The following is a 12497-nucleotide window of genomic DNA, read 5'->3' on the forward strand; positions in this document are numbered from 1 at the left end:
TGCAGCCCCACTACCAGCTTCCAAGTGATTCAGCATTCATGTCCCATCCGTCAGGATAAGAGGTCCATCCCCTGTGATAGCCACCGTATGCTCATACTGGACGCCCCAGCTTCCATCAACGGTTCTTACCGTCCAGCCGTCTTCATCCCATACAACCGCTCCAGAGCTGCCTTTTGTAAATATGGGCTCGATGGTAATAACCATGCCCTCTGTCAGCAACATACCCGTTCTGCGTTTCCCGTAAGGAAGCACGTTTGGGGGTTCATGGATGTATTGACCAATGCCATGACCAATGAGAGGCTTCACAATACCGTAACGATACATCTTCGCTGTCCGCTCGATCGCATTCCCGATATCCCCCAGCGTATTTCCTGGCACTGCCAGTGCTATCGCCTTATGAAGTGCCCTTTCCGTTCGTTTCATTAGCTTACGAATGGACCTGCGTTGTTCCCCGATCCCATACGTCCATGCAGAGTCGGCAAGCCAGCCGTCTTTGTTCACCACCATATCAATCGTCACCACGTCTCCTGTGGACAGTTCCCGGTCATCAGGGAAGCCGTGGCAAACCACTTCATTAACGGAGGCGCATGTGGCGTATGGATACCCTTTGTATCCCTTTTGCTCAGGTGTAGCTCCTCTTTCAGCCAAAAAAGCTTCCACCCGCTCGTTAATGTCACCTGTGGTTACACCAGGGGCGAGCCACTTTTCAATTTGCTCGTGACAGCTTCGCAGAATGCGTCCTGCTTCCCGCATGTAGCCAATCTCTTCTTTTGTTTTCAAAATAGGGTCCACATGCATTCATCCTTCCTGCCATATGTGTACTTCCATGTATATGCAGCAGGAACGGAACAAAGCCCCCCAAAAGTGCAGCGAAGATCGGAGGCTTATTCCAATTACTCTTTGGGAACCCATTACCCATTAGAAATATATACATATCATTTTCCAAACAAAAAAACCGCCTGCCGGAGCCTAATGCCCGGGAGACGGTTCTATTCATATCGGAACAGTATATTCAGAGTTGTGTGTGTTTCAGGACACGGAAGAATCCATCTTGACAAGCTCATGCTCGACCACAGAAGTCAATTCTTCCTCGTATCCACCCGTAATCCGGTATTTTCTCACGTACTCCTTCACGAATTTTTTTGGATCTTTAGGACGGAAAATCCGAGTCATTTCCCTCAAACTTTCTTTGACCTCATTGTGACCTTTCGTTGCCATTGTAATTCCCTCCCAAAACGTTGAAAGTGAATGCTCCGTTTAGAGAATGCCGAATAAGTCTTAAATGCCATCCATGAAGTTGTGTGCGCGGCTCAAAGCAAGCTTTAGGTCGGGAACCCTGCTTAAGCAAGTACCTGACACTATAAATACCCGATATGATTCGGTGTGAATCATAATCTTATTGTAGCATATTCGGAAGTATCTTACGACTTGACAATCTTACCTAATATTTATAACGGTTTTTATGCCCAAAAAGTTTAATTCCGAATCTTATGTTATAAATACGACACTTCTATACGGAATTAATATATCCAGCATAACACTCAACTATTCGGGGGATATTATCACGGACAACCCATACAGTTAAAATACTGGGATCTAAGGAGGCGTTGTTTTATGGATCAGAAAGACAAAGAAATGCTGCCCCTTTCGCATGAAAAGGTGGAAGTGGACGGAATATACACCAACGAAGCTGGACAAGAAGAGCATCTGCATCGCGGACAACACTTCCCGGCTGACCCTGTTCTCGGTAAGACCGAATGGGAACTGACGGAATTCGCTTTTGACAACCATCACGAAGGTCGTACCGACGAACGTTTGGTTCCCAAAGAGAATGACACTGATAAGATTGGCAAGATTACCCATCCACGAAGACACTTTCAGCGTGGTGACCGTTAAGTTATAAACGCAATAAATCACTTTAAAACTAGGGCGCATCATATCAATCATTGGTTGGTGCTGCCCTGTTTTTTATACTATATGCAATTGAGAATACAGAGGGTTAGCTTGCATCCCTTAGATCGTTAAGAAGAATTTTCTGGGAACGCTGTTCCAGCTGTCGAAACTCCTCATTGATTCTTCGTTCTTTAGCAGCATCCGGCCGATACGCAGGAATCATCGCCCAGTGCTCACGTATCAATTCGATGCGATTCTTCATTGGAGGATGGTAGCTACGGTTTTGAGTATCATTCATTTCCTGTATCCGCTGAATACGAAGAATTTCCTGAGTTGGAACGGCAGAAATCCGTTTTCTAAACTCCTCATACAGCTCTTTGTTATATTGATATTCCGCAACCTGTTCAGCCGTTTGTGCAAAAAGACCTTCCATCTCGGCCTTCAATAATAGAGATAACACTGCCTCACTGCCAGCTGTCTCCGATGCTTCATTATCTGCGATGTAGAATACTCGCTGCATCTCATTCCTCATGCTTTTGATTAACAATGCATAGATACCGCCTATAACAGCAAATAACAATAAGCGTAGTATTATAAGTGGAAATACCACCCAATATAACAGGCCGCTATCTTCTGGATCAACGGTGTCAATCCAAGAATTCAGTACATGCATGGCTCGCTCGACCAATGAGCTGTTGGAAATGTTCGGATGTGCAAATTGACTCATATGGTGACTGATGGCGGCTATCTTCTCCTGTAACGTTAGGGCTGCAAAAAAGGGAATGCCCAGGACAAGTGCTCTCTTTTTTCTTTTGAGATGCAAATTGTATGCGTTATATTCTTCACTAATGATGACCATATCCACAGGTGGAACATTCAAGCGCTCCCCAATCTCGGCAATCATTCCATACAGTTCTGGATAATCGTCTCTAGAGATCACCCTGCCTGGAAGCCGCTTCCGGTATGGCAATATAATTGTGATCCAGAGGAAAAGCAACGTAATACCAAATATACCCAGCCACGTTGAATTGGTTGAAAAGAAAAAGATTGCTACGCCCAAAATGGATAACGTTGACAGATGTACGGTTAGAGCAACCAAATAGGTGTAAAACTTCTGTTTAGTGAAGGAAAGTTCCCGATTGACGTTATACTTAAACTCCTCTAACAATCGGTCTGATGATCGTTCATCAGCATTCCTGTTCATCCCGTTTAACCCTTCATCTGTTACTTGTCCTCTTTCATCCTCATAAACATTCCAATTACACTTCTCACACCAGGTGCTATACCCCGGATTCACTTTCATCTTGTTTGCACATTCCGGACAAGTCTCTTGCTCTGTGTAATGCAAAATTCCTTCCACTCCTCAACTACACTATGTAATATCAAATCCGAATGAAGCTTGCTGTCCCCTCCCTTTCAAGTAAATCTTAATTTGTATTTTTATAATTCGGAATTTTATGGAATATTTTGAATATGTAGAAAGTCTCAAATTGGATGTGTATATACGCACTTCTATTTTCAAATATGTGCTTATCCTCAAAAATTCCGACAAGAAAAAAAATCGATCCCATTGGCCATTTGGCCAGGAACGATCTGATGTATTTACGCCTTTAAGCTACTTAGTTGATATTTTGGAACATTCACTTCCCTACAGACAACTATTCTTCCGATCCCATTGATACACTGCCTCAACACCATTGGACATCAACTTGCTGATCAGCGAATCTCGGCCTTTCTCAAAAAAGTGTATAATCTCCTCCCGGTACAAGGGAAGCAATGTATGGAAAGAGATCGGCCATTCGCCCTCCATCTCCTTACCTTCATCCCGGTACGGCATGTTTAACGCTTCTGCGCATTGAGGTAGCGGCGGGACAATCATAACTCCACAATAGGAAGTGCTTTCTTTATATGGCAGGATTTGTGTATGCGCAGGTACTCCTGTCTCACTAAACATCTCCCGATATGTGTCCGCCAGATCCTCCTCACTTTGGTTGGGGAAGACAAGCCACTGTCCTGTAAAATATCCATTCGGCGCTGGGTAGCCCTTTAAAATATTCATGATCCGATTATATCAAACAAGCATTCTATAGCCCGCTTTTAGTTTGGTAACTCCTGAAAAATATAAGGAAATCGTAGTAAAGAAATTAACTTATTTGATAGATACTTTTTCTGGTATTGATCTAGCTTTGTATTTATGATTACAGTAGCATTTTCCTTTCTGAATATTTGATCTGTACCATTTTCCACAAACACCATGTCAGGATTAAAAGACATTAAAATATTACCGAAAATTTTAAACAACACTTCTAATCCTTCTTCAAATAATTTCCCAAATAATTGAATTCCAATTTCCACATTAATTCCCATCGCATATTCTTCTCTTAAAAAATCAATACTAATAATATCTTCTGTTTCAATATCAAGTGTGAAGTATTTACAACTAAGACGGGAAAAATCTTCGTAGGTAGTCACTTTATCTTCAACTGCATCGCATACTATGTCATAAATTGTTCTTTTAAGTACTTCCTCATCCAAATTTGAGACTAAGAATAACGTACAGTCCATCTCACTTCTAACCTCCAAATACTCTTGTAATCTTTCCATCCTTCACTAGAATTAATTCTTCTAGTCTTTTTAAATCTCCATTCGGATTTGCTTTTCTTAAAATTGTTTCGATAATTTCGGTAACTTTTTCATGTGGAAAGTTGTCTAAGTTCAAAACAATTCTTTCAGACTGTTTCTTCGTCTTTCCTGCTATTTCTTTAATTATACTTTGTATCTTTCCATCTGGTTTTGGTGCATAACAATCAAATACATTTCCTTCGATTAGAAAATCTGGATTCGACCCTTCTGCAATTCCATGTCCATTCCCACCATCAATTTCATCTAACATCTTAATGTCATAGCCATTATCAGCCAATACATCGGCTGTTTCATTTTGTTTCTTTATTCCATGGGAATCTCCTTCTCCATAATTCCCTTTAGGTTTGCTACCCTTTGGTAAAGAAGGTTCGGTAAGTTTAATCTTTGGAATTTTACCCGTCCCCTCAGTACCTCCACCACTCACATTAGTTCCATCTTTCGATGACGGGGCATCTTTAGGTATTGCTGCATCCTTCGGCTTAACCGGCGTAACGTTTGAAGAAGTGGACGACTCTTTAGAAGTTATTCCTTTCGACGACATACTACTCTCTTTCGAATCCACATGGGAAGTGTTCGGCGATCCCTTTGCACTCCCAGCATCATTGCCTTTTCCACGATTCCTACCTGTATCCGAGAACATATGATGGTCATTCTTCACAATCACCGGCACGGTCTGGCCGTTGCTCAGCCTCATGCGCTGAACTCGCCACGGAACGCTCGCTGCTGCGCCTTCGGTCATTTTGCCCAAAGCCTGGCTGATTCGTTCTCCCAGCTCGGCGAGAGAGGAAGGCATTAATGCCGCATTGGTCTTGAGCTTGCCATCCTTCATGGCACCGCCTGAGGTTCCATCCGGCCCATCTCCATGACCATGCGGAACGCCGCCCTTGGCTCCATCTGCATGACCAGACTTCTTGCCACCACCCTTGAGCACTTTGACACCATTTTTGACCAAGGATGCCCCGCCAGCTACAGCCGTTACCGTATCAACAACCCGTACCGCAGCGTTGACATCGTTCCGACCAGCGTCATGGCTCTCCTGTTCCGTCAGGATCAGCATGGTGCGGTAGTCTTCACCTTTCAGATCCATGAACGGTTTGGCGTTTTCTGCACGCAAAAAAAGCTCATTCCTACTTCATAGTTCAAGTGGGTATGAGCTTGAAAATTTAACTTCTATCAATTTTTTGAATAATTTAATGTTTGATTTGTTGATCCTCACAACTAAGATTCAAACCATTAGGTTATATGTTATAAGTTAAATGATAAGGTCATTCGGCAATGGATAACCCCCACTGAATATTTTTCCTTTTGTTCACTTAGATTGGATTATCCGGGAATTCTTTAGAGTACCTATTTATCAAATTTTGTAGAGCCGTATCTTGAGGAGTTTCGTTTAAGTACTTGTATTTCCATATGATAAGTTGGTCACTAAAACTATAATTGGTATCAAACCAATTTGTATAATCAAAGTGAACTTTTAATTTTCCTGTCCTTTCTAAACTTAAAGTAAAAGAATACCATAAATCTTGACCCTGATCTTTAAATATTTCTTTCATTTTTTCTGCTAATGACAGGAGTTTTCTTTTATTTAATTTAAATTCCCTCTCGTTCACTTGATGTTTAAAAGGAATCTCAAGACTATATTCATACCTCTCCGGATTCTTTTCTGGTTGGTAGAAAAAATACGTACCTCCACCATTATCAGAAATTTGAGCATAAAAATAAAACTCTCCCCAATCCTCCGGTATCATTTCGTTGACTGTTTCGGCTATCTGCCGGTATAAATTGTTTAGTATTGGCTCCATTTAATTCAGCCTCCTGATTGATTTTTTATTGTTTTTTCAATAATTCCCTTGCCTTCAATTTCATAAACTACTTCGAAAGCATCTGGTCTCATTGATTTGCCAGAATAGATTGGTTCAATTTTCACTGTAACTTTTTTAGGTGGTACTTCTTTAAGAGCATTCACCCAATCTGTTTCCATTTCATACCATATTCCGCCACTTCGATTGATCTGGCTATTTTGTGGGACGAGATTATCAATATCCTTCGGCCCTTTAAATTGTGCTCCTATTAAGTGTCCACCATCGTCATCAGGTAATCTGCCTTGTCCTTTTCCAACCGTCCTCTGTGCATATTCACTTCGGTCTCCTTTACCGAGTACAATGGTTCCTTCACAATCAATAATACGCCCTTGGCTGTCCGTACGATAAGTATAACCATCAGGTGAAGTGTATTCTATATTTGGTTTTAAAACTTTTTTTCTATTTTTTCTTGTAAAATGATCACCATACTTAACTGTTTCATAGACTATTGGTGGCGGTTTACTTCCATTATCAGCTTCACCCGTCCCCTTAGTTCCATCTTTCGAAGATGGAGCATCTTTAGGTTTAGATGCATCATTCGGCTTAGCTGGCGTAACGTTTAAAGACGTCTTAGTCGACTCTTTAGAAGCTGTTCCTTTTGACGACATACTGGTCTCTTTCGAATCCACATGAGAAGTGGCCGACGATCCCTTCGAACTTCCCTGCCCCTACCTGTTCACGTTCTGCCATTCGTTTCATCCTCCTTTGATTTTGGGCATGCAAAAAAAGCTCATTCCTACTCATAGTTCAAGTGGGAAAGAGCTTTTGAAAGTTTATCAAGTGTTTGAATTATTTAGTGTTTGATTTGTTGGTTGTATTGTACGGTCTTGTTGTTGGGATTGTAAAGAAACTTATAAAAAATGTTCACTCTATCACTCAATATTTTCATCATCGAGTGCATCCAGAACTTCATCCCTAATGTCTTGTGGGGGAAGTTCCCTAGTTATTGCCCCAGAATTACGCGGCCATGCATGCTTGCCACTTACTAACTCATTATGGTGATAACTGATTCTTCCACCTCTCTCAAACAACTTAATAATAGGGTCATATAGATCGTGAAACTTCAGAGCGATAGGCATTTGTTTGTCTACCACGTATGCCCATTCAAGATAAAAAGTGCAAAGATACTCTGTAACCCAATCAACGTTAGCGTTTACTAATCCATTACATTCTTCCTTTATATGAGCAGGTGTATCAAAATTAATTATTTCTGCTGCATTAAATACAGCACGTCTATTATCATCCTTGGAGTTAAAATCTAAAAAAATATTCCCTCTTCTGATAAACTCTGTAACTAGGATCGCATATGAAGGTTTATCCATTCCATTATTTTCCCAGTTAATGTTTTTTATTCTTTCACTGGCTTGTTCAAAGTTAGAATTCAATTTTCCCACCTCAAAATTTTGGTTTAAATCCTGGAAATCCGCCGGGTTGTGATGGTGCTAACTCATGAGCACCTTTTGTACTTTCGTTCATTGTACCATCTTTGAAATAGTTGATATCACGATACGGCAATCCTTCTTGCATCATTTTACTTTCTGCCAATTCATGGTCGGCTAATTGTCTAAACCATGCTTTTTCCTCTGCTGATAATTCACCTTTTAGTGCTTTTTCCCATCCATAGGCCATATCAATATCGGGATCAAAATAACCTTTATAATAGTACTTGCCGTTAACAGTATCAACTAAGTTCATGTGTTCAGTCAGTATTACATGTGTTTTCAACTGACTTGCCTCTTCAAAACTAAGTCCTGTATTCCGTGAAAAGGTCTCTAACTCTCCGGCATCTAAACCAGTGGATCTTAACTTTTCATATGTCTGCAAAGCTATCTCTTCCTGTTTAAAATTAGGAACAAACTTAATAGGTTCTCCACGAGGGTCTATTGGTTTAGGTGTTCTAGCTTTTGGCGTCCCCTCAGTACCTCCACCACTCACCTTAGTTCCATCTTTCGATGACGGAACATCTTTAGGTTTAGAAGCATCCTTCGGCTTAACTGGCGTAACGTTTGAAGAAGTGGACGATTCTTTAGAAATGGTTCCTTTCGATGGCGCACTACTCTCTCTCGAATCCACATGAGATGTGCTCGGCGATCCCTTCGAACTTCCAGAATCACTGCCTTTCCCACGATTCCCACCTGGTTCAGAGAACATATGATGGTCATTCTTCACAATCACAGGCACGGTCTGGCCATTGCTCAGCCTCACGCGCTGAACTCGCCACGGAACGCTCGCTGCTGCGCCTGCGGTCATGTTGCCCAAGGCCTGGCTGATTCGTTCGCCCAGCTCTGCGAGAGAGGAAGGCATTAATGCCGCATTGGTCTTGAGCTTGCCATCCTTCATGGCCCCGCCTGAGGTTCCATCTGGCCCATCTCCATGACCATGCGGAACACCGCCCTTGGCTCCATCTGCATGGCCAGACTTCTTACCACCGCCCTTAAGCACCTTGACCCCATTTTTGACCAGTGATGCCCCGCCAGCTACAGCCGTTACCGTATCAACAACCCGTACCGCAGCGTTGACATCGTTCCGACCAGCGTCGTGGCTCTCCTGTTCCGTCAGGGTCAGCATCGTGCGATTGTCTTCACCTTTCAGGTCCATGAACGGCTTGGCATACGCTTTTCCCGCACTGGATACATCCTGCCAGATCTCTTTCCCTGATTTCTGGCCCGTGACCAGGTCTCCCGTATAATCAATGGCGTTATTTGCGCCCGTGATCGTTCCCTGTACCGTAGCATTCCGCTCCGTTAACGATCCGACCTGTTCTCCCTTCACCCAGCTGTATAATCCCTGGGCATTGTCACCCCCAACGATGCCTGTAAATGCGAGGTCAGCCACATCACCGACCATACTGAGCAGGCCTTTGCCCTCTTCAATTACTCCATCTCGTTTTCCCTTTTCACGTGCATCCCAGTTTCGCTTCAGCCGCGCTTCCTTCAGCGCGCTCTCCCCCATACTGGCCAGACTCTGGTCGAACGCAGACTGAATCATGTCAAAGGAACGATGGATCTCGGCTTCCAGTACTACATTCTCACTCTTTCCATTAACCTCTTCTACAAGTTCCACATGATCTGTCATCGTCTGAATGTACAGACCTTCTGTACCCTCCAGACTAACGCTGGCTCCGCTGATGTTCAGGTCAACCATGCATTGGATCTGCACGTGGGTTGTGCTATTCAATGTAACCCCGTTACCCGCAGCCATCGAGATATACAAGGCGCCCTCTTGGGCGTTCATGACAAGTTCGCTGTCGCCAAGGGTGAACGATTTCCCCTGCGGGTTACCGAAAGACTTTACACCCGGGTTTTGCATAACAAAAAAAGGTCAATCATGGCGGTATCTGACCATAATCAACCTGTTTAATGTATGCGAATTGAAGAAATCTTTATTGTGGTATTACAAGGGTTAAGTATGTTACTGGTTGGATGATTGGTTTAATCGATACTGGGTAGCCCGCCTATTAACAAGTAAGTAATATTATACTACTCATTCAAATGTTGAAGATCTAAATCACTCAATTACCCCTTAAAACACTTAAGAAAAAAATAGTTTCTAGCTTATTCTTCTTCGTCATCGTACAGTGAATCTAAAAATTCATTAAGATCATTTGCAAGGAAGTACATATTTCTCATATCATCTGGATTCTCCGATTCTTGTTCGTGATCCCAAAAATATATGTTATTGTAGTACTTTTCATTTAATCCCAAACAAATCACATTTCCTGATGGATCGTTTCCAATAGGAATAAATCCTGTTGGAAGCCTATATTCATAAATATCTATATATTCTTCTAAATTACTGTACATATCACCAATACCATAAAAAATATTAAGTACACCTGCTCCTTGTTCATCAGAAATTTTAAACATGCTTGGTGAAGGATCTCCGCCATTTGATTCTAATAGGAATTTTATATATTGCTCAGTAAAATTTAAATTAAACTTGCGCTGAAATTCATTAATTTCCTTTAAAGTAATTGGTTCATGTGATCCATCCATTTGCACCATAGTTACACACCTCTATTAATTTATTCACTATCTTTCCCATTAACTTTAGATATTCCACCACTATGGGTAAATTCACCATGTATCTTCTCTTCAACTAAGATCATTGTCTTACCATCTTGATGATGATGCCAAGTATAACCTTTTGGTGGTTTATTGGACTTAGATACTGGTGGAACGGAATCCTTAGTCAAGCCAGCCTCTGCATTTGCTGCTTTATAATCTGCTGGTCGATTTGTTGGTGAAGCAAACTCAATTTCAACTGGTTCAACAGTTGGGTGATAGTACTTTGAAAAATCAGGGTAGCCATCAGGATAACTTACAGATTGCCCCTTCTTATTTGTATAGGTCCAAGTTCCATTCTCATCAACCGAGATTGTCCCACCTTTATCATACCACTTTTTAGGAACAGGTGAGTTCATAGGCTTAGTTTTCATCATTTCTTTTGTAATATCTGATAGTTCTAATTTTCCTGTCTTTTTACCCGTCTCCTCAGTATTCCCATCAATGGCCTTAGTTCCATCTTTCGATGATGGAGCTTCTTTAGGTATTGGTGCATCCTTCGGCTTAACTGGCGTAACGTTTGAAGAAGTGGACGATTCTTTAGAAATGGTTCCTTTCGATGGCGCACTACTCTCTCTCGAATCCACATGAGATGTGCTCGGCGATCCCTTCGAACTTCCAGAATCACTGCCTTTCCCACGATTCCCACCTGGTTCAGAGAACATATGATGGTCATTCTTCACAATCACCGGCACGGTCTGGCCATTGCTCAGCCTCACGCGCTGAACTCGCCACGGAACGCTCGCTGCTGCGCCTGCGGTCATGTTGCCCAAGGCCTGGCTGATTCGTTCGCCCAGCTCTGCGAGAGAGGAAGGCATTAATGCCGCATTGGTCTTGAGCTTGCCATCCTTCATGGCCCCGCCTGAGGTTCCATCTGGCCCATCTCCATGACCATGCGGAACACCGCCCTTGGCTCCATCTCCATCTGCATGGCCAGACTTCTTACCACCACTCTTGAGCACCTTGACACCATTTTTGACCAAGGATGCTCCGCCAATATGGCCCCCGCCGTATCCACGACTCGCATCGTAGCACCCACATCGTTTAACCCAGCGTCGTGGCTCTCCTGTTCCGTCAGGGTCAGCATCGTACGATTGTCTTCACCTTTCAGGTCCATGAACGGCTTGGCATACGCTTTTCCCGCACTGGATACATCTTGCCAGATCTCTTTCCCTGATTTCTGACCCGTGACCAGGTCTCCCGTGTAATCGATGGCGTTATTTACGCCCGTGATCGTTCCCTGTACCGTGGCATTCCGCTCCGTTAATGACCCAACTTGTTCTCCCTTTACCCAGCTGTATAATCCCTGGGCATTGTCACCCCCGACAATCCCTGTAAATGCAAGGTCAGCCACATCACCGACCATGCTGAGCAGGCTTTTCCCCTCTTCGATCACACCGTCCAATTTGCCCTTTTCACGTGCTTCCCAGTTTCGTTTCAGCCTCGCTTCCTTCAGCGCGCTCTCCCCCATACTGGCCAGACTCTGGTCGAACGCAGACTGAATCATGTCAAAGGAACGATGGATCTCGGCTTCCAGTACTACATTCTCACTCTTTCCATTAACCTCTTCTACAAGTTCCACATGATCTGTCATCGTCTGAATGTACAGACCTTCTGTACCCTCCAGACTAACGCTGGCTCCGCTGATGTTCAGGTCAACCATGCATTGGATCTGCACGTGGGTTGTGCTATTCAATGTAACCCCGTTACCCGCAGCCATCGAGATATACAAGGCGCCCTCTTGGGCGTTCATGACAAGTTCGCTGTCGCCAAGGGTGAACGATTTCCCCTGCGGGTTACCGAAAGACTTTACACCGGGATCTTGCATCACTTTGCCGCTCTTCTCCACATGTCCCGCTTCCGTTGGTTCCTGACGAACTGACTGCATCACCATGGCTTCGTCTTCTTCTGCACTTGGGAAATACAGTTTCACCTTCGCTCCGGGTTCGGGCATAACAAAAAAACAGGTTAATCATGGTGATATCAGACCATAATCAACCTATTTGATTTAGCGGAGTAGCATTATTTGGGTTAT

The 12497-nt window shown here is 43.2% G+C and carries 14 protein-coding genes; 1 reads left to right on the forward strand and 13 read right to left on the reverse strand.

What is annotated here, in order from left to right; genetic code table 11:
- Positions 1-36: 36 nt before the first annotated feature.
- Both map and ACTWJ7_RS32475 read right to left on the reverse strand, forming a co-directional pair.
- Positions 37-798 (reverse strand): type I methionyl aminopeptidase, encoded by a 762-nt coding sequence (map, locus tag ACTWJ7_RS32470; protein WP_024632137.1) that lies wholly within the window; start codon positions 796-798, stop codon positions 37-39.
- 231 nt (positions 799-1029) lie between these two features.
- Complete coding sequence (locus tag ACTWJ7_RS32475; RefSeq protein WP_017690840.1) at positions 1030-1218, reverse strand: hypothetical protein; 189 nt, start codon at positions 1216-1218, stop codon at positions 1030-1032.
- 396 nt (positions 1219-1614) lie between these two features.
- Between ACTWJ7_RS32475 and ACTWJ7_RS32480 the strand changes: the two genes are divergently transcribed.
- Complete coding sequence (locus tag ACTWJ7_RS32480; protein ID WP_301247435.1) at positions 1615-1896, forward strand: transposase; 282 nt, start codon at positions 1615-1617, stop codon at positions 1894-1896.
- A 103-nt stretch (positions 1897-1999) separates the two neighbouring features.
- Here the strand turns inward: ACTWJ7_RS32480 and ACTWJ7_RS32485 are convergent, their stop codons facing one another.
- From ACTWJ7_RS32485 to ACTWJ7_RS32535, 11 genes are all read right to left on the reverse strand, one after another.
- Positions 2000-3241 carry a M48 family metallopeptidase gene (locus ACTWJ7_RS32485; RefSeq protein WP_301882486.1) on the reverse strand — a complete coding sequence of 414 codons (1242 nt, stop codon included), beginning with the start codon at positions 3239-3241 and terminating at the stop codon, positions 2000-2002.
- Between the two features lie 300 nt (positions 3242-3541).
- Entirely contained in the window at positions 3542-3952 is a 411-nt protein-coding gene (locus tag ACTWJ7_RS32490; RefSeq protein ID WP_079348828.1) for a suppressor of fused domain protein, read from the reverse strand.
- 38 nt (positions 3953-3990) lie between these two features.
- Complete coding sequence (locus ACTWJ7_RS32495; protein WP_079348827.1) at positions 3991-4458, reverse strand: hypothetical protein; 468 nt, start codon at positions 4456-4458, stop codon at positions 3991-3993.
- Between the two features lie 7 nt (positions 4459-4465).
- Entirely contained in the window at positions 4466-5650 is a 1185-nt protein-coding gene (locus ACTWJ7_RS32500) for a CdiA C-terminal domain-containing protein (RefSeq protein WP_301882487.1), read from the reverse strand.
- Between the two features lie 199 nt (positions 5651-5849).
- Positions 5850-6338 carry an antitoxin YezG family protein gene (locus ACTWJ7_RS32505; RefSeq protein WP_079348826.1) on the reverse strand — a complete coding sequence of 163 codons (489 nt, stop codon included), beginning with the start codon at positions 6336-6338 and terminating at the stop codon, positions 5850-5852.
- A 5-nt stretch (positions 6339-6343) separates the two neighbouring features.
- On the reverse strand, positions 6344-7006 hold the full coding sequence (locus ACTWJ7_RS32510) for a DNA/RNA non-specific endonuclease (RefSeq protein WP_301882488.1): 663 nt from the start codon (positions 7004-7006) through the stop codon (positions 6344-6346).
- Between the two features lie 264 nt (positions 7007-7270).
- Complete coding sequence (locus ACTWJ7_RS32515; protein ID WP_079348824.1) at positions 7271-7783, reverse strand: hypothetical protein; 513 nt, start codon at positions 7781-7783, stop codon at positions 7271-7273.
- A 10-nt stretch (positions 7784-7793) separates the two neighbouring features.
- Entirely contained in the window at positions 7794-9707 is a 1914-nt protein-coding gene (locus ACTWJ7_RS32520) for a hypothetical protein (RefSeq protein WP_443146254.1), read from the reverse strand.
- A 245-nt stretch (positions 9708-9952) separates the two neighbouring features.
- Positions 9953-10402, reverse strand: coding sequence for an SMI1/KNR4 family protein (locus ACTWJ7_RS32525; protein WP_079350113.1), 450 nt, complete (start codon positions 10400-10402; stop codon positions 9953-9955).
- A gap of 20 nt (positions 10403-10422) precedes the next feature.
- Positions 10423-11316, reverse strand: coding sequence for an HNH endonuclease (locus ACTWJ7_RS32530; RefSeq protein WP_443146255.1), 894 nt, complete (start codon positions 11314-11316; stop codon positions 10423-10425).
- Positions 11313-12395 carry a hypothetical protein gene (locus tag ACTWJ7_RS32535; RefSeq protein WP_443146256.1) on the reverse strand — a complete coding sequence of 361 codons (1083 nt, stop codon included), beginning with the start codon at positions 12393-12395 and terminating at the stop codon, positions 11313-11315. The genes ACTWJ7_RS32530 and ACTWJ7_RS32535 overlap by 4 nt, the downstream gene beginning before the upstream one ends.
- Between the last annotated feature and the right edge of the window lie 102 nt (positions 12396-12497).

It is taken from the genome of Paenibacillus sp. 1A_MP2, assembly GCF_052244825.1.
GTDB classification, from domain to species: domain Bacteria; phylum Bacillota; class Bacilli; order Paenibacillales; family Paenibacillaceae; genus Paenibacillus; species Paenibacillus vandeheii.

Bases quoted from the DNA above. Each gene is read 5' to 3' on its own strand.
- ACTWJ7_RS32480 (WP_301247435.1), top strand. From the start codon at position 1,615: ATGGATCAGAAAGACAAAGAAATGCTGCCCCTTTCGCATGAAAAGGTG.
- ACTWJ7_RS32530 (WP_443146255.1), bottom strand. From the start codon at position 11,316: ATGAAGGATGGCAAGCTCAAGACCAATGCGGCATTAATGCCTTCCTCT.
- ACTWJ7_RS32520 (WP_443146254.1), bottom strand. From the start codon at position 9,707: ATGCAAAACCCGGGTGTAAAGTCTTTCGGTAACCCGCAGGGGAAATCG.
- map (WP_024632137.1), bottom strand. From the start codon at position 798: ATGCATGTGGACCCTATTTTGAAAACAAAAGAAGAGATTGGCTACATG.
- ACTWJ7_RS32505 (WP_079348826.1), bottom strand. From the start codon at position 6,338: ATGGAGCCAATACTAAACAATTTATACCGGCAGATAGCCGAAACAGTC.
- ACTWJ7_RS32525 (WP_079350113.1), bottom strand. From the start codon at position 10,402: ATGGTGCAAATGGATGGATCACATGAACCAATTACTTTAAAGGAAATT.
- ACTWJ7_RS32495 (WP_079348827.1), bottom strand. From the start codon at position 4,458: ATGGACTGTACGTTATTCTTAGTCTCAAATTTGGATGAGGAAGTACTT.
- ACTWJ7_RS32510 (WP_301882488.1), bottom strand. From the start codon at position 7,006: ATGTCGTCAAAAGGAACAGCTTCTAAAGAGTCGACTAAGACGTCTTTA.
- ACTWJ7_RS32490 (WP_079348828.1), bottom strand. From the start codon at position 3,952: ATGAATATTTTAAAGGGCTACCCAGCGCCGAATGGATATTTTACAGGA.
- ACTWJ7_RS32475 (WP_017690840.1), bottom strand. From the start codon at position 1,218: ATGGCAACGAAAGGTCACAATGAGGTCAAAGAAAGTTTGAGGGAAATG.